We start from the raw sequence: 21085 nt of genomic DNA, 5'->3' as shown, positions 1-21085 counted from the left end.
TGATAAAATATTGGTAATTAGCTTTTGATTTTTGTTACAAATCTTTGAAAATTTATTTCTAAATCATAAGCCGAAGTCACATCAAATTTAATACCTTATTTTTATTCGACTGCTATATTTTAGCTAATTTTGTGATATTCTTTAAAAAGGAGCATCTACAAATTAAGATGCATCACGATATTTTTGAAAATTATTATGGAAAAACCTTTGATATTAGTAACCAATGATGATGGCATAACAGCGCCTGGTATTAGAAATTTGGTAAGTTTTATGAACGAAATTGGCGATGTAATTGTCGTTGCGCCTAACTCCCCACAAAGTGGAAAAGGACACGCAATAACCATTAATGCAACTTTAACTTATGAAGAAATTAATCTCGAAGGCCCACAAACAGATTATGCGCTAAGTGGGACGCCGGTTGATTGTGTGAAATTTGCGTTGGATAAAGTTTTAACAAGAAAACCCGATATTGTGGTTTCGGGTATTAATCATGGTGCCAATTCTTCGATTAATGTTATTTACTCTGGGACAATGTCAGCGGCGGTTGAAGCTGGCGTAGAAGGTTTGCAAGCTATTGGCTTTTCATTATTAGATTTTTCTTGGGATGCCGATTTTTCTCAAGCTAAAGAATATATCCAAGCAATCGTTAAAAAAGTTCTTGACAATCCACTTCCAAAAGGAGTTGTGTTAAATGTCAACATTCCTAAACTTGCAAAAGAAGAAATAAAAGGTGTAAAAGTCTGCAAACAAGCGCATGCAAAATGGGAAGAAAGTTTTGATGAGCGTGTTAACCCACACGGCAAAAAATATTATTGGTTATCCGGCTATTTTAACAATATGGACAAATCTGAAGATGCTGACGAAACAGCTTTGGCAGAGGGTTATATCTCAATTGTTCCTGTTAAATTTGATCTAACCGCACATGAGTATCTTAAAGAACTTGATACTATCATGAAGTTTTAAAATAAAAAGGCGATTCAGAAATTTGAATCGCCTTTTTCTATCTTTCTAAAGCCTTACTCAAAGCTTCAGATGCTCGTTTAACTTCAGTTGTCCAATCGTCAACGGCATTGCCATCGGCGCCATCAGAAATATATTTTAAAGCCAAAAAAGGAATATTTTCCAAATTGGCGACTTTAGCTAAAGCATAAGCTTCCATCTCTATAACATTGTATTCGTGGTTGTTATGTTCCATTTCGAATTGATCTCCCGTACCACAAATGCCTATCGGAAAATTTGGAAGTTCGATCCCGTTATTCAAAATAATCGCTGAATTTTCGAATGGAGTTTCGAATTTTGCAAAACCTAAAGCCGACACTTCCATATCACGTTGGATAAACGCTGTACAACACACAACACTTCCACGATCAAAAACAGTGCTTCCTGCTGTACCAAGATTAATGATAATATCTGGTTGAAATTTCGCAATTGCTTTTGTTAAATGGTAGGTTGCATTAACTTTCCCTACACCAACAAAAACTTTGTTATCCTTATCAAAATGACTACCTGCTTCGCTTTCTAATGCAAAAACAAAAAGCGGATTTTCATAGGTTTTAGTATTAATTGTAATCAAAACTTTATAGAATTTGGTCAAATATAGTTTTTTTTGATAAAATATTTTTCAAATTAAATATTTACGAATTTAAAAATTATTTTAAATAACTTTTATTAATTAAATTGATATTAAAAACGATTATTTTTCTATCATAATATCTTTTTAGTTATTAAATATAGTACAAATCCCTAATTTTATACTGGTTATATCATAACAAAAACCACTTTCTTAAATGATGAATTATAAAGACTATTTAACCTCATTCGGGATTGAAATGACCGACAAAGATTGGGAAATATATGAACCTAGAATTTTTGTCCAAGCCTACAAAAAAAATGATTTTATAATAGAAAAAGGCGAAGTCGAAAATCATCTTTCATTAATAACAACAGGTATTGGACGATGCTTTTTAAATAAAAAAGAAAAAGAAATCCCCGTTAATTTTCTTTTCGAAAATGATTATTTAACATCATACGAATCTTTTCTCACGCGAGAACCTAGCAAATACTCGATACAAGCAATGACCGACATGGTCTTGTTGCGCGCCACCCACGACAGTTTTTTACACTTTTTCGAACATTCATCAATCGGGAATTTTCTTGGTAGGATTTCGGCGGAAGCACTTTATCTTTCAAAAGCTAGACGAGAACTTTCTCTATTAACCGAATCGGCCGAAGAGCGCTATCTAAAACTTTTGAAAACAGACAAAAACTTATTGCAAAAAGTTCCGCTCAAATATATTGCTTCATATATCGGCGTTACGCCACAAGCTTTAAGTCGTATTCGGAAGCGAATTAATTAACCCAAGTTCATTTCATATTAAAACTAATAAAAGTACATTTGTGTTAGTATTTTAAATAATACATCTAAAATCACAAATGAAAAAAGGGTTTTGAGATGATTTTCAAAACCTTTTTTGCCTTAAAACAACACTCTTGTATCTTTTCTCAATTCCTCTAGACATTTTTGTTTGTCATCACGGTAAAAAAGATTCATGGTTTCAAACGGAATCAATTTTAAATCTTTATTTACGATGTGGACACAAGATTTTTTCACAGCTCGAACATCAAAATCGTGAGCATCCATAAAATTCATGATGATAATTCTGAACAAATTGTCATAACCCAAATCTGGCGCTACAACTTCTGGAAGACAACATAATAATTGATTAACTTTTGGCTGAACTTTATCAACAGAAATTCCAGTGCTGAAAATATCAATTAATTGCACTTTTAAACCCTCATCCTGTTCGTAAACAATGGTGTTTTTCGATTCATTATTCAGTAAATCAGCTGGATTGATGTATCGAGTTAAAGGAATAATTTCATCATTCAATTTTAAAATATATCCCATTGCCAAAGCATCTGGATTGCATGGAACAGGAATTAAATCATCAGAATTTAAAGCAGGAAACTGATTCAATATTTCTTGTCGAACTTCTGTTAAAGTAATTTTTTCTGCAGCAGAATCGTCGCGATTTCGTCCCGCAATTTCTACAGGTTGGAAGGTAATTCCGCGAACACATTTTTGTTTTAAAGCAAAATCGATGATTTTTCCGATTTCATCAATGTTTTTACCTTGTTGCAAAACAACAACCAGCGTTGTAGAAAGATTTAACTCATTCAATTTTGCTAAAGCTTTCATACGAACATCCGTCAAATTTTTTCCTCTGAAGTCTTCCAAAACTTCTGGTTTAAAAGAATCAAATTGAAGATAAACCTCAAATTCTGGGGCATAAGTTGCCAATTTTTCTGCAAAACCGGAATCGTTTGCAATCCGAATTCCGTTGGTGTTCAACATCAAATGTTTAATCGGTTTCGACTTTGCAATATCCATGATTTTAAAAAACTCTGGATGAATGGTCGGTTCGCCACCGCTTATTTGGACAACATCGGGCTCGCCTTCATTTCTTACAATCGTGTCGAACATCGCTTCAATTTCGTCCAAACTTCTGTGGCTTCCATAATGCGGCGAAGACATTGCGTAACAAGTCGGACAAGTCAAATTACAGCGGTCCGTAACTTCCACAATAGATAAACAACTATGTTGTTCATGATCTACACACAATCCGCAGTCGTAAGGACAACCGTAATTTACATCAGTCCCAAAATGCAAGGGCATTTCTGAGGCTTTGTTGAAATTCCTGATGTTTTTATAATATTCTACATCGGTTGCTATTTTAGTTTTGAAAAAACCATGATCTGGGCAACGTTTTGTCATAAAAACCAAATCGTCTTCAATAATAATTTTTGCGCCCACACGCTGCAAACATTCTGGACAAAGACTTATCGTATAATCGTAATAAGTATAATTTCTTACTGGCATAATTGTAAATTAAATTCCACCTCCGCAAATCATTCCACTAATCAATCCGCAAATAAGCAGACACACTAAAACTGTTCTCCAAAATTGACCTTTTGTGAGTTTTCTGCCAGCTTTGGATTCGTAAATTAATTTAAAAATTCCAGCAACTACTAAAGATATCACGAAAGAGGCAACAGCAATCATCGCTACAATCATCACTACAACCCCTTCTAAGTTGCCGACTTCAAGAATTACTAATTGGTTCATCTGAATATTGGTTTTGTATTTTGGTGTTGAAGGTTAAATATATTTTATAAATGTAATAAATAATCATAGAAAGACATACAACTTGAATGGTTCCAAGATTAAAAATAACGTCAACTTTAGGTTTAATAAAATCAAGTAAAAATCTAAAAGTGAAGTAGCTTATCATGAAAACTTGAAATACAAAACCCGATGGATACTTCCTTTTCTTTTCGATTTTTTTCAGAATAATCCAGAGGATGATGAGGAATACAATCTCATACAAAGCAACAGGATGACGTTTCACATTATCTCCTAAGTACATCCCGAAAACCGAATCGGTGGGAACTCCGTATGTTTCTTCATAAATTCCTGTGAAAAAGCAGCCGATTCTACCAATAATCATAGCAAGAATTAACGGAAATGTAATTAAATCTCCCGTGCTTTCTTTGTGTCCAACAATTTTCTTTGCGAATTCAACTCCTAAAAGTCCAAAAGCCAATCCGCCAACGATTGTATTATTCGACCAAAATGTTTTGAAATTAAACGCTTGTTCGACTAGTTTGTATGGATTTTCAAGATTTCCAATTAGTTTAGAACCAAACAACGCGCCTGCCGTTGCACCAATGAGAATCGCTAATGAAACATTTAAGTTCATTTTTTCATTGGATTTTCTTTTCAAAAAATAGTAATAGCGCATCGCAATGAAAATCCCTAACGATTCCAAAATTGGATGCAGCAATATATCGTGTCCGAAAAGATGAAGCGTAACAGGAAAATCTATCATAAAATGAAGATAAAAAAAAGCAGCCCGAAAGCTGCTAAATATTGTAAAAAATCTTGACTAAGTCAACATTCCGCCATCTACGTTAATCACTTGTCCAGTGATATAACCTGACATATCACTTCCTAAAAATACGCAAGCATTTGCCACATCTTCTGGTTGTCCACCGCGCTTCAACGGAATTGCTTCTCTCCAACCCTTAACCGTATTTTCGTCAAGAACAGCCGTCATTTCAGTTTCGATGAAACCTGGTGCAATCACGTTGCAACGGATGTTACGAGAACCCAACTCCAAAGCCACAGATTTAGAAAAACCAATAACGCCTGCTTTAGAAGCTGCGTAGTTTGCTTGACCAGCGTTTCCTTTAACACCAACCACAGAAGACATATTGATGATAGAACCCGACTTCGCTTTCATCATCGGTTTGATCACCGCTTTTGTAAGGTTAAATACAGAATCCAAATTCACTTTGATAATTGTATCCCAATCGTCTTTGGACATTCTCAACATCAAATTATCTTTGGTAATTCCAGCGTTATTAATCAAGATATCAATTTGTCCAAACTCTGCCATAACATCGTCTACCAACTTTTGTGCAGCATCAAAATCAGATGCATCAGATTGGTAAGATTTAACAGTTGTAATCTTAGAAAGTTCCTCTTCTAAAGCTTTTGCCTTGTCAACAGATCCTGCATAAGTGAAAGCCACCTTTGCGCCTTGCGCTGCAAAAACTTCGGCAATTCCTTTTCCGATTCCTCTTGTTGCACCTGTAATTAAGGCAACTTTTCCTTCTAATAGTTTCATATATAGTTTATTCTTTTTCTATTTTCAAATGTAGCAAATAATATTTTTATTGAATTTGAATAAATTTACAAAAACTAAATTTTAGACAACATTATTCACAATCAATACAATTTCTCCTTTTAAAGTTTTACTTTTGGAGAATTCAATTAACTCATTGATTGTACCACGTTTAGTTTCTTCAAACTTTTTCGAAATCTCACGACTAAGACTTGCCTTAGTTTCTTCACCAAAAAATTCTTTTATCTGCTCCAAAGTTGTATTAATCTTATGCGGACTTTCATAAAGAATGATAGTTTTCTTCTCTTCAGCAAGTTGTTTTAATTTGGTTTGACGACCTTTTTTCTGCGGTAAAAATCCCGCAAAATAAAAATCATGATTCGGCAACCCCGAAACAACCAAAGCCGGAACAAAAGCTGTTGCGCCTGGCAAGCATATCATTTCGATATCGTTATCAGCGCCAGCTTTTGCTAACAAATAGCCAGGATCCGAAATCCCTGGCGTTCCTGCATCCGTGATAATGGCGATGTTTTGACCACTTTGCAAATCCTGAATCACCTTTTCCGTCGCTTGATGTTCGTTGTGTAAGTGATAGGATCTCAACGGTTTCGAGACTTCGTAATGTCTTAATAAAATACCAGAAGTTCGGGTATCTTCACACAAAATATAATCGACTTCTTTCAGAACTTTAATTGCTCGAAAAGTCATGTCTTCCAAATTCCCAACTGGCGTTGGAACAAAGTACAAAATGCCTGACATTACAAAAATCTGTTTTCTACCAAAGTCCAAAGTCGTTGTGCGTAACTATCTGCCTTTTCCCAATTTCTATCATAATACAAATCGCTCAAAAATTCTTTAGCATCGTCAATATTATCAAATTCATTCAACTTATGAACAACTTGATTCAGCTCAACCTGACTATTTTTAAACAAGTGTTGTGTAAAGGCAATTTTATCATTTAAATCCAAACGGAATTCTGGTTTTGGTTTTGGCGCCTCCATATAATCAGTTGGCATATTGCTTTTACCAAGACTTCCACTATTTTTAGGTTCAGAAGTAGTTTCAGAAGCTTGTATTCTCTCTAAAGGATCATTATCAAACAAAGTTTTGTGAATACCTTTAATGTTAGATAATTTAATTTTTTTAGAATTTTGGTTGTCATCGGCATTTGATTTTTCAGTATCAAATAATGATTTTTTTTCTTCTTCTACATCAGAAATTTCATCTTTAGTATCTTCTATTTTTACTGAAGATTCACTTACTAATTCTTCTGATTTTGAAATAGTTTCAGTTAAATTTTCTTTAACTTCATTAGCATCTTCCGACACTGAGATTTCTGAAACCAAACTTGGCTCTTCAACAGTTTCCACTTTAGACTCCTCAACAGAATCCATCGCAAAAGAGAAGGTACTTTCATTGTTTAAAGAAGCTTCTTTTTCTTTGACAAGATTTTCTTCGTCTTTAGCAAGCTCTTCAACATCATGCTCCGTATCGTCATCTTTCAACATTTCGTTGTCTGACAAATCTAGGTGATCATTTTCAACTTCGTCATCATGATCAACATTTTCGATTTCCTCAGTTTTGTCAAAATCTTCGACATTTTCAGTCTCCACAATTTCTTCTTGATGCGCTTCCGCAAGAATTTGGTTATCGATTAAGTCCAAATCATCATCTTGAATATCATCTTCAGTAGCTTCGTTTTCAACGTTTTCAACTTGTGACGGTTCTTCAACATTATCATCTTCGGTTACTTCGAAAATTTCCTGTTCATCTACAACAGAAACAACGGGAAGAACTTGAGGTTTATTTAAAATTTGATTTAATCCAAAAGCTTCACTTAATTTTAGAAAATTGGTCTTTTCTGACAATTCTCGGATCAATTTTTCTTTCTGTAGTAAGTCGTCGATAGAAGAAATATCGTTTAATTCTTCAATAATATTTTGAATATCAAGAAACAACTCGTCATGGATTTCTTGCAGCCCATTCATAACAATCTAATTATCTTTTTCGTAATTTTGAAACTTAATTATAAGTCCACTTCAACCTGTCAAAACTTCAAAAAAACGAAGCAAAAATTTGTTGAAAAAAAAATGGCTTATATGAATTGCTAAATTAAAGAATGTTTTTAGAAAATACAATAAATCATTCTAAACAGAGTGGTTGGATGGAAGTCATCTGTGGATCGATGTTTTCAGGTAAAACGGAAGAATTGATTCGCCGATTACGACGTGCCGAAATGGCCGGACAAAAGGTTGAAATTTTTAAACCGAAAATCGATACGCGATATTCAGATGAAGATGTTGTGTCGCATAATCATAACAAAATACCAAGTACAGCGGTAGATTCTTCTAACGAAATCTTGCTACTTGGTTCAAATTGTGATGTTGTTGGTATCGATGAGGCGCAGTTTTTCGATGATGGTATTGTCGAAGTTGCTAATCAACTTGCGAATGGTGGCACACGAGTGGTGATCGCTGGTCTAGATATGGACTTTCTTGGACGCCCTTTTGGTCCAATGCCTAACCTTATGGCAACGGCCGAATATGTAACAAAAGTGCATGCTATTTGTAAAAGAACCGGAAATCTCGCGAATTATTCGATGAGAATTTCTCACGGCAAAGATATTGTAGAACTTGGTGAGACCGAAAGCTACGAGGCTGTTAGCCGAAGAGTTTTCATGGACGAAGTTCTGTCAAAAAATAATCCGGAGTCAAAATAATGATTCCACAAAACAATGAAATATACAACTCAAGAGCTTGCTTTTTTTACCAATTCTGAACTGATTGGTAACCCAAAAATGATTGTCAAAAATTTGGCTTTCGACAGTCGTAGCATTTATTCTTCCAAAAACACTGCTTTTATAGCCATTAATTCTTCCAAAAATTCTGGCGAAAAGTACATAGAATCTGCGATCGAAAAAGGTATTGAAGTTATTATTGCAGAGAAAAAGACTTCCGACAATCCGCAGATTACATGGATAATTGTAAAGAATAGCTTACAATTCTTGAGGCAACTCGCCAAATATCATCTCGAAAATTCTTATATAAAAAGTATTGGAATTACAGGCAGTAATGGTAAAACGATTCTTAAAGAATGGCTTTACCAAAGTCTTTGGAACGAATATCAAACGGTGAAGAGTCCAAAAAGTTTTAATTCTCAAATTGGTCTTCCGCTCTCTTTGTTACAAATAAATGCAAAACATGAGCTGGGAATTTTTGAAGTTGGAATTTCTAAACCCAACGAAATGGAATTGCAGGAAGAAATCTTCCATCCCAACATTGGAGTTTTGACTTACATTGGATCAGCACATTCTTCGAATTTTGAAAATGAAGAAGAGCTGATTGATGAAAAAATTAAACTTTTCAAATATTCTAAAACTATAATATACAACGGAGATAAAGAATTGGTTAATAATAAAATAACTAACTTATATTCAAGTAAAAAATTAATTAGTTTTGGTTTTAAGTCAAATAATGACATTCACATTATTAATGATTATAAAAACCGTCAAGAACTTGTAAAAGTTAAAATTTTCGAAGATGAAATCGAATTTGAAGCAAGTACTCGCGATGAAGCAACTTTGTCAAATGCTTTAGCTTTAATTTCTGTTTTAAAAGAGCTTGGTTTCTCTAATTCAAAAATTGTTGAAAAAATCAATGCTTTACAAGCGATCGAAATGCGTCTAGAAGCTGTAGAAGGCGTTCGTAATAATTTGATTATCAACGATTCGTATAACTTAGATTTAGATTCACTTAAAATAGCTTTTCAGTTTATACAAGAATATAATAAGCCAAAAAAATCTTTGGTATTGACAGATTTTGTAGATTCAGATTCTCACAATCCTAGTTTCTACAAAGAAGTTATTGATCTTGTAAACGAGCAAAATTTTGAACAAGTTTTCTTAATCGGGAACGAAATCTCAAATTTTGCAAAAGATATCAAAACAAATGTTTTTAGTTTTGATTCAACATCAAGTTTTATTGAAAGTAAATCTTTTGAAGAGATTGATAATCAATTAATTCTATTAAAGGGTGCACGAAAATTTGAGGTTGAACGCATCAAAGATATTCTAGAACTTCGTAAACACGAAACCCGATTAGAAGTTAATCTGAACGCACTTTTACATAACATTAATGTTCATAAATCGCTTCTAAAACCCGAAACCAAAATGATGGCAATGGTTAAAGCCAATGCTTACGGATTAGGAAGTTTTGAAATTTCAGAATTTCTTCAACATCATCATATTGATTATCTTGGTGTTGCAGTTGCTGATGAAGGTGCCGATTTAAGAAAAAAAGGAATCACCACTCCAATTATTGTGATGAATCCTGAGCAACATAGCTACAGAACGGTTATTGAGTACAATCTAGAGCCAGAAATCTATAGTTTCCGAGTTTTAGAATTGTTCTGTAACGAATTGAAGAAACTTGGTGTCACCGAAAAATATCCTATACATATTAAGTTAGAAACAGGTATGCATCGTCTTGGTTTTAAAGATCAAGAAATATTGCAACTAGCTGATTTTATAGCAAATAACAATATTAAAGTACAGAGTATTTTTAGTCATTTGGCGACGGCTGATATGCCCGATGAGAAATCTTATGTAGAATTTCAATTAGAAAATTTTGAAAAGACTTCAAATAAATTAATAAATTTACTTGGTTATCAACCTATTCGACATATTTTGAATTCGTCAGGTATATTAAATTATACTGATAATCAATACGATATGGTCAGAATTGGGATTGGTATGATGGGAATTGCTTATAATGATGAGATTCAGAAAAAGCTTAAAAATACTGTAAGTTTCCAAACCGTTATTTCTCAAATTTCTGATATAAATACCGGAGAAACAGTTGGTTACGGTAGACGTTTTAAAGCTGAAAAAGAATCTAAAATAGCTACAATCCCAGTTGGTTATGCTGATGGAATTCCGAGATTAATCGGTAATAAAATTGGGAAAGTTAATGTACAAAATAAATTAGTACCAATTGTTGGTACAGTTTGTATGGATATGTTGATGGTCGATGTTTCAGATTTGGAAGCTAAAGAAGGTGATGATGTCATTATTTTTTCTGAAAAACCAAGCTTAATGGATTTTGCTACTTATTGTAATACAATACCTTACGAAGTTTTAACTTCAATATCACCTCGGGTAAAAAGAGTTTATATAAAAGATTAAAGATGAAGAATTTTTGGATATTAATAGTGTTTTTGTGTTTTAATTTGTTTCAATCACAAGTTAAAGAGCCACTAGTCATACCCAAAAATGCAAAAATTGGTCTTTCGTTAAGTGGCGGCGGCGCTAAAGGCTTCTCACATGTAGGCGTTTTAAAAGTTATCGATTCATTAGGAATTAAAATCGATTATATCTCGGGAACCAGCATGGGCGCCATAATTGGAGGAATGTATGCGGCTGGTTATACAGGAAAAGATATCGAAAAAATTGTAATGGACACCGATTTTTATTCATTAATTACGGATCCAACTTCACGAAAAGATGCTACTTTTTTTAATAAATCTGTTGACAAATATCTTCTAAATATACCATTGCAAAATGGTAAAGCTAGTTTTCCGTCATCTATTTCGACTGGTCAACGTAATGTTTATATGTTGAAAGAGCTCCTGAAAAACGTATCAACAGTAACAGATTTTTCAAAGCTTCCGATTCCGTTTTTATGTGTTGCAACCAATCTAGAAAGCGGAAATATGCAAATTTTTGAAAAGGGTGATTTGGTTCAGTCCATTATGGCAAGTTCGGCGTTTCCATCATTGTTAGAACCTGTTAAGATTAATGATAGTTTGTATGTTGATGGCGCAATGACGGTCAATTATCCTTCAAAACCTTTAAAAGAAAAAGGAATGGATATTGTCATTGGTGTAGACCTTAACCAAGGTCTAGCAAAGCGTGATGATCTTAAAAGCATGATTTCGATTTTAAATCAAATTATAGATTTTGGAATTCAACGGGATACCAAAAGACAATATAAATACACGGATATCAACATAAAACCAGACTTGACAGGAATGACGGCTACAAGTTATGATAACAAAAAGTCTATTCTTGATAGTGGATATGTTGCTGCACATCGTTACGAAACAGTACTTGATCGACTTCCTAAACGCGAATACGAGCGTCTTAGAGTACCAATTAACCCAATATATAGCAATGTGTATAAGATTGATAGTCTCGTGCTAGAAAATGGTAAAATCTACGGTAAAAACTATGTTTTAGGAAAGATGGGATTGCGTACGCCATCCATGCAAACTTATGGTAGCGTTAACAAAATGATTGATAAGCTTTATGCAACCAACAATTATCGAATTATCAACTACGATATCGTTCAGAATGCTGAAACCAATTATTTAAAAATACAAGTAACAGAAGACGATACAAGACATTTCATCAAGTTTGGATTGCATTATGATGAGATTTTTAAAACTGGTTTATTATTAAATTATTCAGCAAAACGACTGTTATTTAAAAACACAGATTTATCTTTAGATTTAGTTGTTGGTGATAAACCGCGATATTATTTCAATTATTTTATTGACAATGGCTATATTCCTGGCTTTGGACTTTATGCATCTGGGATGAGTTTTGAATTATTAAATAAGAGCAAAAACGTTATCGAAGATTGGAAATGGTTCCGTAATGAAGCCTATCTACAATCTATCTGGAAAGATAGATATGCTTTGGGAGGCGGGCTAAGTTTTGATTATTTCGATACTGAAGATGCGTCTGGACAAAACTACAATTCGGACAGATATCTAAATCTTTATGCATTTGTAAAAAGTGATACGCAAGATGACAAGGACTTCCCTACTCGCGGATTTTATCTGAATGGCGAAGTAAAAGTTCTTGACGTATTTTCTAACGAGCTTGAGAAGAAACCTGTCCAAGCAAAGGCAGATATTAGGATGAGCTTTAGATTGTCCAAAAAATTCACATATAGACTTAATCTTTTTGGAGGATTTAGCTTTGGTGATGTTATTCCACATTTCTATCAATACAGGTTAGGCGGGATTTTCGAACAAAATTTTAATAATATAAAAGCCATGTCAGGTTATCAGTTTGGTCAAATTAATGATAATAACTTGATTTATGCTTCCAACGATGTGCAATTTAGATTTAACAAAAACTATTACATCATCGGTAATTTTAGCATTGCAAATATGTTCAAGGATTTTGGATTGGAAGATACGGCAAAAATTAGTTTTAGTTCTGTTGGTATAACTGCAGGATACAAATCGCCATTTGGTCAGATTAAACTTAATTTTAGTCAATCTATTAATAAACAAAAAGGAATTTTCAGTGTGATATTAGGACACTGGTTTTAAAATTATGATACAATTTTTCTTTGAAGATGTAGAGAATACGATTCAGCCGAACTATACAAATTGGCTTGAAGATTTAATATTAACAGAAGGTAAAAAACTTGGAGATATCAATTACATCCTTTGTGATGACGAATATCTTTTAAAAATAAACCAAGACTTTCTTCAACATGATTATTATACCGACATCATCACTTTTGACAAAGTAAAGGGCAAAACAATAAACGCTGACATTTTTGTATCTTTGCAACGCGTAATAGATAATGCGGAACAAATAGGAAAATCTAACGACGAAGAGTTGAGACGCGTCCTTGCACATGGCCTACTCCACCTCGTTGGATACAAAGATAAATCCGAAGCAGAACAAACCGAAATGCGTTCTAAAGAAGATTTTTATCTCGCATTATTTAGCGAAAAGTATCTTTAAATTAAAAATGTTTCACGTGAAACATTTTGTTTTTTTTTTTTTTTATTAAACTGAATGTAAAATGATATCAGAAATATATGACGTTATCGTCGTTGGTGCAGGTCATGCAGGTTGCGAAGCTGCTGCTGCTGCTGCCAATCTCGGTTCAAAAACATTAATGGTTACCATGAATATGCAAACCATTGGTCAAATGAGCTGTAATCCTGCAATGGGAGGTATTGCAAAAGGACAAATTGTTAGAGAAATCGACGCTATGGGTGGTTATTCAGGGGTAATTTCTGATAAGTCCGCAATACAATTCAAGATGTTGAATCTATCAAAAGGTCCAGCAATGTGGTCGCCAAGAACACAAAATGACCGTATGTTATTCGCGCAAGAATGGCGTATCGCATTAGAAAACACGCCTAACCTTGACTTCTTCCAAGATATGGTTAAAAACCTTATTATCGAAGATAATAAAGTGGTTGGTGTTGTCACGTCATTAGGCATCGAAATTCGTGGAAAGTCAGTTGTATTAACTAACGGAACTTTCTTAAATGGTTTAATCCACGTTGGTGATAAACAACTTGGTGGCGGTAGAATGGGCGAACCTAGAGCATATGGAATAACCGAACAATTGGTTTCTTTAGGCTTTGAATCTGGCAGAATGAAAACTGGCACACCTCCACGGGTAGATGGTCGTAGCCTAGATTATTCGAAAATGGAGGAACAATCGGGTGATGAAAATCCGCAAAAATTCTCTTACTTAGATACTCCAAAACTAAAAGAACAAAGAAGCTGTTATATTGTCTATACCAACGAAGAAGTACATGAAGTTTTGCGTTCAGGATTCGATAGAAGTCCAATGTTTAATGGTACCATCCAAAGTTTAGGACCACGTTATTGTCCAAGTATAGAGGATAAAATTAATCGTTTTGCAGAACGTACAAGACATCAACTTTTTGTTGAACCAGAAGGCTGGAACACTGTTGAAATATATGTTAATGGATTCAGTTCTTCGCTTCCAGAAGATGTACAAATAAAAGCAATGAAGCTTATTCCTGGTTTTGAAAATGTTAAAGTTTTCCGTCCTGGTTATGCGATTGAATACGACTACTTCCCTCCTACTCAACTTTATCATACATTAGAAACAAAATTAATTCAGAACCTTTATTTTGCGGGTCAAATTAATGGTACTACAGGTTATGAAGAAGCGGCTGGGCAGGGTTTAATAGCAGGTATTAATGCTGCTCTTAAAGTTCAAGATAAGCCTGAATTTACACTTAGTAGAGATGAAGCTTATATCGGTGTTCTTATTGATGATCTCATCACAAAAGGCACTGAAGAACCTTACAGAATGTTCACATCAAGAGCTGAATATCGTCTACTTTTAAGACAAGATAATGCTGATATTAGATTGACTGAAAAGTCTTATAATCTAGGCTTGGCAACGCAAGAAAGACTTGATCGCGTAAAAGACAAAATCGCTAAAAGTCAGCAACTTGAAGACTTTTTACGAGAAATGTCTTTAAAACCTGGTATTATAAATCCTATCTTAGAAAGTATAGAGTCAAGTCCTGTAGATCAAGCTTATAGAGCTGCACAAATCCTTACAAGACCTAATATGACACTTGAAAAACTGGAAGAAATTCCTGCCATTAAAGAGTTTGCAAGCCAATTTAATGATGAAGTTAGAGAGCAAGCTGAGATTAATATTAAGTACAGAGGTTATATTGAAAAGGAAAAAGAGAATGTATCTAAACTTAATCGTTTAGAAAATATCAAGATTCCTGAGGATTTTGACTTTACTAAAATCTCTAGTTTATCATCTGAAGCTAAACAAAAACTTAGTAAAGTAATGCCAAAAACTATTGCTCAAGCTGGTAGAATTAGCGGTGTTTCTCCTGCAGATATCAATGTTTTATTGGTATTTCTTGGTAGATAAATTGTGGATAACTTGTTAAATGTTCCACGTGAAACATTTATATAAGCTTAAAACATAGCATAAATATTAAATTGTGGAATTGTGGATAACTACAATTCCACTTTTAGAAAAGAATAAAACCTATTCATCAAAATTTAATGAAAATAAAAGATCATTTTCTTACTCAAGAAATTTTTGAATTAAAAGAAACCGAAACTAAAGGCGTTTGGAAAACCTCCCCTATTCCATCAAATCTTTCTAAATATTACGAAAGCGAAGATTACATTTCACACCATCAAGATAGCGGAAGTGCAAAAGAAAAATTATATAAATTCTTACAAGGTTTCAATCTTTCTTACAAGAAAAATATACTTTCAAAAAGCATAAATTCTGGACAAAATAAAAAAGTTTTAGACTATGGCTGCGGCGCTGGAGAATTTGTAAAATATATCGAAAATGATTTTAAAACTTTCGGTTTCGAACCAAATGATGATGCTAGAAATGCTGCAAAACAAAAAACTAGCAAGACCACTTTAGTATCGAATCTTGATGAAATTGAAGATCATTCTTTAGATGCCATTACGCTTTGGCATGTTTTCGAGCACGTGGAAAATCAAGAAGAAATGCTTTCTATCTTTTATAAAAAATTAAAAGCTGAAGGAAAATTAATTATTGCTGTTCCGAATCCAACTTCACATGATGCAATTTATTATAAAGAATTTTGGGCAGCCTACGACGTACCTCGACACGTTTATCATTTCTCAAGAAACGGAATGTTGAAACTTATGAACAACCATTCTTGGAAAGTTGAAAAAGTTAAGCCTCTCTTACTCGACTCGTTTTATATTTCGATGTTGAGTGAAAAATATAAAAAATCGAGCCTTTTTTGGCTTAAAGCAAGTCTTCGTGGAGCGATTTCTAACATAAAAGCATCTTTTTCGGGCGAATTTTCGAGTTTGATATATATTATCGGAAAAAAGTAGAAAATCGATTTTTGGCTATATTCTGAAAGCCGATTTTTGAGCATTTTGTGATTTTTTTGTGGAAAACTTCAAAATTTTAGAAAAATAATGTGAATTTTAAAAATTCGACTACTAGCTTGAGAATCGCTCAAAAAAAATAATCAAGACCTTGGCAAAATCTAAGACAAAAAAAACCGACATCTATTTGTCGGTTTTCATTTTTTTTATAATCTAAAAAGAATTAATCTTTGTTAATTGCAGCAACTCCTGGAAGTTCTAGACCTTCAAGACTTTCTAACATGGCGCCACCGCCAGTTGAAACATAACTAACTTTGTCACCATAACCGAATTGCTTAACAAAGGCTACACTATCGCCACCTCCTACTAAGGAGAATGCTCCAAGTTTAGTGGCTTCTTCGATACTATCACCTAAAGCAATTGTACCATCAGCAAATTTTGACATTTCGAAAACACCAATTGGCCCATTCCAAAGAATTGTTTTAGAATTTAAGATCACATCGTTAATTTTTGATCTCGATTGACGACCAGCATCCAATCCCATCCAACCTTCTGGAATTTCGTAAACGTTTACTTCTTCAGTATTCGCATCATTACTAAATTGATCAGCAATAATCACATCACTAGGCAAATAAACTTCAACTTTATGTTGCTTCGCTTTTTCTAAAATTTCTAAAGCTAATTGCAACTTATCATCTTCTACTAAAGAGTTTCCGATTTTGCCGCCTAAAGCTTTAATAAACGTAAATGCCATACCACCACCAATAATTAAATTATCAATTGCTGGTAAAATATTTTCAATAATAGTAATTTTAGTAGAAACTTTAGATCCACCAAGTATTGCAGTTACAGGTTTTTGACCAGATTTAAGAACTTTATCAATCGCTTCTAATTCTTTAGCCATCAACAAACCGAAAAATTTAGTTGAAGGGAAAAATTTAGCAATAACTGCTGTTGAGGCATGTGCTCTATGCGCTGTACCAAAGGCATCGTTAACGTAAGCATCACCTAACTTAGAAAGTTGCTCTGCAAATGCTTCATCACCTTTCTCCTCTTCTGCATGGAATCTTAGATTCTCTAACAACAAAATTTCACCCGCTTGTAAAGCAGAAGCAGCTTGTTCTGCTTTTTCACCAATCGATTCCTCAACAAACTTAACTTCTTTTCCTAAAACTTTAGAAACTTCAGAAACAATGTTTTTAAGCGAATATTTATCATTAACTTCACCTTTTGGACGACCAAGATGCGTCATCAAGATTACCGAACCGCCATCAGCCAAAATCTTATCAACTGTAGGTTTAACAGCAACAATTCTTGTATTGTCACTTACGTTAAGATTGTCATCTTGCGGAACATTGAAGTCAACGCGTACCAAAGCTTTTTTGCCAGAAAAATTGAAATTCTTAATTGTTTTCATTCGTATTTATTAAATTTATTTCAGATTGGTTTGATATTTGAAACACTAGTTTCAACGATTACAAATGTAAGATTTCTCTTTATCAAAAGACGAACTTTTCACACAAAAGATTCCACACCGCTACAACAATCATTATCTAACAATTTTATTTATTTAAAAAAGAAAGAATATTGTTATTGTATATTGTAGTTGTGAGTTTTGTGGAAAAGTATTTTTGAAATTTTTGATAACATTTAATTTAAAGTCTATTCATATTCTATTAACATTTAAGATATTTGATTTTCAATAATTTAACTGAGTTTTCCACAAATGCTGATAAATATTAATAAGTCTAGATTATGGATATTTTAACTGGGGAATATATTCGGATTGGCACATTAAAAGTTTTTCAAGTTTGGGAATTGTTTTTCCATTTAGGAAGTGCAATATGAATTTTAATTCAAACTAAAAAGAACAATCTCAACCTAGTTTTCCACATTTGTTTTCGTAGTTTTCCACAGGTTTTGATAGGTAATATTAACAAAGTATTAATTATCGACATTTTATTTAGTTATTCTTTTCTTCCAAAGATTATCAATCAACAGAATAATATTAAATTTGTAGAAAATCTATCTAATATTATATAAAAGTAAATTATGAAAAAAATAGCTATTGCCGCTGACCATGCAGGTTTTGAGTACAAAGAATATCTTAAAGTACAATTAAAAGATAAATACGAAATTCAAGATTTTGGGACACATTCTTTGGATTCTGTAGATTATCCAGATTTTGTACATCCTGCGGCTTCTTCTGTGGAAAACGGTGATAACGAACTAGGGATTTTGATTTGTGGTAGTGGTCAAGGTGTACAGATTACAGCCAACAAACATCAACAGATCCGTTGTGCGCTAGCGTGGATGCCAGAGATTGCGGCATTGTCTAGACAACATAATAATGCTAATATGGTCGCTCTGCCTGCAAGATTTATTGCAAAAGAGCTTGCCTTAGAAATCGTTGATAAATTCCTCACTACAGATTTCGAAGGAGGCCGACATCAGAACAGAGTCAACAAGATTGCTTGTTCTTAATTGTAAAAACCTTAGTATTTCTTAAAATATTAAGGTTTATTAATTTTTAAACCTATGAAAAGAAATAGAAGTCTAAAAAACGATCAGAAACTCATCGAATTAGGGAGAATTATTCTGCGTTTCATGAACCAAAATACCAACAAAATCTATAATTATAAACAGATTGCGAATGGTATAGATTACAAAAATCCAAGACAACGAGAATTGGTGATACAAGCCTTACATCGTCTTCTTGCGAGTGAAAAAATTAAAGAAACTGAAAAAGGTAAATACATCATCAACTTAAAAATCGAAGGTGCTTTAACTGGTATTATCGATTTTAACCAATCTGGTAACGCTTATGTAAGTGTCGAAGATATAGAAGATGATATTTTTATCCATCAAAAAAATGTAAAAGATGCCTTACAAGGTGATAAAGTCCTTATTGTGACTTATCATTTTAAAGGAAAAAAACTAGAAGGTTCTGTTGTTAATGTTCTCGAACGTGCAAAAGATACCTTTGTTGGGACTTTCCAAGATATTCCGCATAAGGATTTTGGATTCGTAGTTTTTGATAAAAAGAATATGCATTCGGATATGTTTATCCCAAAAGATAAAGTCCATGATGCGACAGATGGCGATAAAGTCATTGTTAAAATGATAAAATGGGACGCGGGAAGTAAAAATCCAGAAGGCGAAATTATTCAAGTTCTAGGAAAACCTGGCGAACACGAAACCGAAATTCATGCAATTTTGGCTGAATATGGTTTGCCTTACAATTTCCCTCCAGAAGTTGAAAAAGAAGCTGACGAAATCGATACCGAAATTCGTCCTGAGGAAGTTGCAAAACGTTGGGATATGCGAAATATTTGCACATTTACCATCGATCCAAAAGATGCAAAAGACTTTGACGACGCACTTTCTATTCAAAAATTAGAAAATGGAAACTGGCAAATAGGTGTTCATATTGCGGATGTGTCGCATTATGTACGTCCTGGGACTTTGCTAGATGACGAAGCTTATGATCGCGCAACTTCAGTTTATCTAGTGGATCGCGTTGTACCGATGTTACCCGAAGTTTTGAGTAACGGTGTTTGTTCTCTTCGTCCAAATGAAGATAAATATACTTTCTCCGCGGTTTTCGAAATGGATGATCAGGCTAAAGTTAAAAAACAATGGTTTGGTCGCACAGTAACGCATTCTGACAGAAGATTTACTTATGAAGAAGCACAAGAACGTATCGAAACTAAAGAAGGCGATTATCAAGAAGAAATTAATAAATTGGATGATCTTGCAAAGATCCTCCGTGATGAACGTATCAAAAACGGTGCGATTACTTTTGATAGAAGCGAAGTAAGATTTAACTTAGATGCAGATGGTAACCCGATTGGTGTTTATTTTAAAATTAGCAAAGATTCGAATCATTTGATTGAAGAATTTATGCTTTTAGCAAACAGAAAAGTGTCAGAATTTATTTCATTAAATAAAAGAAATGAGCCTTCTCACAACACTTTTATTTATCGTGTTCACGAAGATCCAGATCCTACCAAATTAAATGCTTTACGCGATTTTGTTAGTAATTTCGGTTACAAAATGAATTTAGCCAATGCTAAAACTACAACCGAATCTATGAATAAACTTTTACAGGAAGTAAAAGGTAAAGCGGAAGAAAATATGATCGAAACGCTTGCTATGCGAAGCATGAGTAAAGCTAAATACACCACCGAAAGTCTTGGTCATTACGGCCTAGGATTTGAGTATTATTCGCACTTTACATCGCCAATTCGTCGTTATCCAGATGTTATCGCACATCGATTGTTGCAACATTATCTAGATGGCGGCAAGTCGGTTGATGTGCACGAAGTTGAAGAAAAAGCTAAACATTGTAGCTCGATGGAGCGTCTTGCAGCCGATGCAGAAAGAGATTCTATCAAATACATGCAGGTCAAATTTATGGAGAAACATGTTGGCGAATATTTCAACGGTGTTATCTCTGGAGTTTCGGACTTTGGTTTCTGGGTAGAAATCCCTGAAAACGGTGCCGAAGGTATGATAAAACTTCGTGATCTAATCGACGATTCTTATAGTTTTGATGCTAAGAATTATGCGATCGTTGGTAGCAGAACTGGTAATACTTACCAATTGGGTGACCAAGTTAAGATAAAAGTTATGAAAGCTAATTTGTTGGTTAAACAGTTGGATTTCAAGATTATCAATTAATTATAATCATTAAGAATTTTTTAGTAAAGCTTAATTTAAGCTAAGGTTTATTAAAAATTCTTTTTCT

The 21085-nt window shown here is 33.7% G+C and carries 18 protein-coding genes; 10 read left to right on the top strand and 8 right to left on the bottom strand.

All coding sequences use genetic code 11. The annotated features are described in order from the left end of the window. Positions 1 to 195 precede the first annotated feature (195 nt). Positions 196 to 963, top strand: coding sequence for a 5'/3'-nucleotidase SurE (gene surE, locus AC23MB_RS00955; protein WP_312323156.1), 768 nt, complete (start codon positions 196 to 198; stop codon positions 961 to 963). Between the two features lie 37 nt (positions 964 to 1000). On the opposite strand, the gene AC23MB_RS00950 is transcribed toward surE, so the two are convergent. Next, positions 1001 to 1594, bottom strand: a complete 594-nt coding sequence (locus tag AC23MB_RS00950; protein ID WP_374331136.1) for a 5'-methylthioadenosine/S-adenosylhomocysteine nucleosidase family protein — start codon at positions 1592 to 1594, stop codon at positions 1001 to 1003. 193 nt (positions 1595 to 1787) lie between these two features. Here AC23MB_RS00950 and AC23MB_RS00945 point away from each other — a divergent pair, with 193 nt between their 5' ends. After that, positions 1788 to 2357, top strand: coding sequence for a Crp/Fnr family transcriptional regulator (locus AC23MB_RS00945; RefSeq protein WP_374331134.1), 570 nt, complete (start codon positions 1788 to 1790; stop codon positions 2355 to 2357). 119 nt (positions 2358 to 2476) lie between these two features. Here AC23MB_RS00945 and AC23MB_RS00940 read toward each other — a convergent pair whose 3' ends face one another. The 6 genes from AC23MB_RS00940 to AC23MB_RS00915 form a co-directional block, all read right to left on the bottom strand. Beyond that, positions 2477 to 3880 carry a radical SAM protein gene (locus AC23MB_RS00940; protein WP_312323403.1) on the bottom strand — a complete coding sequence of 468 codons (1404 nt, stop codon included), beginning with the start codon at positions 3878 to 3880 and terminating at the stop codon, positions 2477 to 2479. A 9-nt stretch (positions 3881 to 3889) separates the two neighbouring features. Next, entirely contained in the window at positions 3890 to 4126 is a 237-nt protein-coding gene (locus AC23MB_RS00935) for a hypothetical protein (protein WP_312323402.1), read from the bottom strand. Next, on the bottom strand, positions 4104 to 4889 hold the full coding sequence (locus AC23MB_RS00930) for a prolipoprotein diacylglyceryl transferase (RefSeq protein WP_312323401.1): 786 nt from the start codon (positions 4887 to 4889) through the stop codon (positions 4104 to 4106). The genes AC23MB_RS00935 and AC23MB_RS00930 overlap by 23 nt, the downstream gene beginning before the upstream one ends. Positions 4890 to 4946: 57 nt before the next feature. Continuing rightward, a complete protein-coding gene (gene fabG, locus AC23MB_RS00925) occupies positions 4947 to 5690 on the bottom strand; it encodes a 3-oxoacyl-[acyl-carrier-protein] reductase (protein WP_079667527.1) in 744 nt (247 codons plus the stop codon). Between the two features lie 81 nt (positions 5691 to 5771). Then, the gene (gene rsmI / locus AC23MB_RS00920; protein WP_312323398.1) at positions 5772 to 6446 is read right to left on the bottom strand and encodes a 16S rRNA (cytidine(1402)-2'-O)-methyltransferase; all 675 of its coding nucleotides are present in this window, start codon (positions 6444 to 6446) and stop codon (positions 5772 to 5774) included. Next, positions 6446 to 7675: a hypothetical protein gene (locus tag AC23MB_RS00915; protein ID WP_312323397.1), complete on the bottom strand. Its 1230-nt coding sequence runs from the start codon at positions 7673 to 7675 to the stop codon at positions 6446 to 6448. Before AC23MB_RS00915 ends, rsmI begins: the two co-directional genes overlap by 1 nt. Before the next feature lie 131 nt (positions 7676 to 7806). On the opposite strand from AC23MB_RS00915, the gene AC23MB_RS00910 reads away from it, so the two are divergent. The 6 genes from AC23MB_RS00910 to AC23MB_RS00885 all read left to right on the top strand — a co-directional run bounded on the left by AC23MB_RS00910 (position 7807) and on the right by AC23MB_RS00885 (position 16338). After that, positions 7807 to 8406 (top strand): thymidine kinase, encoded by a 600-nt coding sequence (locus AC23MB_RS00910; RefSeq protein ID WP_079667530.1) that lies wholly within the window; start codon positions 7807 to 7809, stop codon positions 8404 to 8406. A gap of 15 nt (positions 8407 to 8421) precedes the next feature. After that, positions 8422 to 10869 (top strand): bifunctional UDP-N-acetylmuramoyl-tripeptide:D-alanyl-D-alanine ligase/alanine racemase, encoded by a 2448-nt coding sequence (locus AC23MB_RS00905; RefSeq protein ID WP_487786293.1) that lies wholly within the window; start codon positions 8422 to 8424, stop codon positions 10867 to 10869. 2 nt (positions 10870 to 10871) lie between these two features. Beyond that, positions 10872 to 13028: a patatin-like phospholipase family protein gene (locus AC23MB_RS00900; protein WP_313027585.1), complete on the top strand. Its 2157-nt coding sequence runs from the start codon at positions 10872 to 10874 to the stop codon at positions 13026 to 13028. A 4-nt stretch (positions 13029 to 13032) separates the two neighbouring features. Next, on the top strand, positions 13033 to 13452 hold the full coding sequence (gene ybeY, locus AC23MB_RS00895; RefSeq protein WP_487786292.1) for an rRNA maturation RNase YbeY: 420 nt from the start codon (positions 13033 to 13035) through the stop codon (positions 13450 to 13452). A 61-nt stretch (positions 13453 to 13513) separates the two neighbouring features. Then, on the top strand, positions 13514 to 15376 hold the full coding sequence (gene mnmG, locus AC23MB_RS00890; RefSeq protein WP_313027588.1) for a tRNA uridine-5-carboxymethylaminomethyl(34) synthesis enzyme MnmG: 1863 nt from the start codon (positions 13514 to 13516) through the stop codon (positions 15374 to 15376). Positions 15377 to 15513: 137 nt separating this feature from the next. Further along, the gene (locus tag AC23MB_RS00885; RefSeq protein WP_487786291.1) at positions 15514 to 16338 is read left to right on the top strand and encodes a class I SAM-dependent methyltransferase; all 825 of its coding nucleotides are present in this window, start codon (positions 15514 to 15516) and stop codon (positions 16336 to 16338) included. 220 nt (positions 16339 to 16558) lie between these two features. Here AC23MB_RS00885 and AC23MB_RS00880 read toward each other — a convergent pair whose 3' ends face one another. Further along, positions 16559 to 17752 carry a phosphoglycerate kinase gene (locus AC23MB_RS00880; RefSeq protein WP_487786290.1) on the bottom strand — a complete coding sequence of 398 codons (1194 nt, stop codon included), beginning with the start codon at positions 17750 to 17752 and terminating at the stop codon, positions 16559 to 16561. Positions 17753 to 18387: 635 nt separating this feature from the next. On the opposite strand from AC23MB_RS00880, the gene rpiB reads away from it, so the two are divergent. Together rpiB and rnr are read left to right on the top strand one after the other, a co-directional pair. Continuing rightward, on the top strand, positions 18388 to 18819 hold the full coding sequence (gene rpiB / locus AC23MB_RS00875) for a ribose 5-phosphate isomerase B (RefSeq protein WP_487786289.1): 432 nt from the start codon (positions 18388 to 18390) through the stop codon (positions 18817 to 18819). Between the two features lie 54 nt (positions 18820 to 18873). Then, a complete protein-coding gene (rnr, locus tag AC23MB_RS00870; RefSeq protein ID WP_487786288.1) occupies positions 18874 to 21018 on the top strand; it encodes a ribonuclease R in 2145 nt (714 codons plus the stop codon). Positions 21019 to 21085: the final 67 nt, after the last annotated feature.

The organism is Soonwooa sp. T0.1_25 (assembly GCF_057652215.1).
This window is presented reverse-complemented; position numbering and strand designations above follow the sequence as displayed.

What these genes read in the sequence shown, in the direction of transcription:
- surE (WP_312323156.1), top strand. Translation starts at nt 196, where the DNA reads ATGGAAAAACCTTTGATATTAGTAACCAATGATGATGGCATAACAGCG.
- AC23MB_RS00945 (WP_374331134.1), top strand. Translation starts at nt 1,788, where the DNA reads ATGATGAATTATAAAGACTATTTAACCTCATTCGGGATTGAAATGACC.
- AC23MB_RS00940 (WP_312323403.1), bottom strand. Translation starts at nt 3,880, where the DNA reads ATGCCAGTAAGAAATTATACTTATTACGATTATACGATAAGTCTTTGT.
- AC23MB_RS00935 (WP_312323402.1), bottom strand. Translation starts at nt 4,126, where the DNA reads ATGAACCAATTAGTAATTCTTGAAGTCGGCAACTTAGAAGGGGTTGTA.
- AC23MB_RS00930 (WP_312323401.1), bottom strand. Translation starts at nt 4,889, where the DNA reads ATGATAGATTTTCCTGTTACGCTTCATCTTTTCGGACACGATATATTG.
- fabG (WP_079667527.1), bottom strand. Translation starts at nt 5,690, where the DNA reads ATGAAACTATTAGAAGGAAAAGTTGCCTTAATTACAGGTGCAACAAGA.
- rsmI (WP_312323398.1), bottom strand. Translation starts at nt 6,446, where the DNA reads ATGTCAGGCATTTTGTACTTTGTTCCAACGCCAGTTGGGAATTTGGAA.
- AC23MB_RS00915 (WP_312323397.1), bottom strand. Translation starts at nt 7,675, where the DNA reads ATGAATGGGCTGCAAGAAATCCATGACGAGTTGTTTCTTGATATTCAA.
- AC23MB_RS00910 (WP_079667530.1), top strand. Translation starts at nt 7,807, where the DNA reads ATGTTTTTAGAAAATACAATAAATCATTCTAAACAGAGTGGTTGGATG.
- AC23MB_RS00905 (WP_487786293.1), top strand. Translation starts at nt 8,422, where the DNA reads ATGAAATATACAACTCAAGAGCTTGCTTTTTTTACCAATTCTGAACTG.
- AC23MB_RS00900 (WP_313027585.1), top strand. Translation starts at nt 10,872, where the DNA reads ATGAAGAATTTTTGGATATTAATAGTGTTTTTGTGTTTTAATTTGTTT.
- ybeY (WP_487786292.1), top strand. Translation starts at nt 13,033, where the DNA reads ATGATACAATTTTTCTTTGAAGATGTAGAGAATACGATTCAGCCGAAC.
- mnmG (WP_313027588.1), top strand. Translation starts at nt 13,514, where the DNA reads ATGATATCAGAAATATATGACGTTATCGTCGTTGGTGCAGGTCATGCA.
- AC23MB_RS00885 (WP_487786291.1), top strand. Translation starts at nt 15,514, where the DNA reads ATGAAAATAAAAGATCATTTTCTTACTCAAGAAATTTTTGAATTAAAA.
- AC23MB_RS00880 (WP_487786290.1), bottom strand. Translation starts at nt 17,752, where the DNA reads ATGAAAACAATTAAGAATTTCAATTTTTCTGGCAAAAAAGCTTTGGTA.
- rpiB (WP_487786289.1), top strand. Translation starts at nt 18,388, where the DNA reads ATGAAAAAAATAGCTATTGCCGCTGACCATGCAGGTTTTGAGTACAAA.
- rnr (WP_487786288.1), top strand. Translation starts at nt 18,874, where the DNA reads ATGAAAAGAAATAGAAGTCTAAAAAACGATCAGAAACTCATCGAATTA.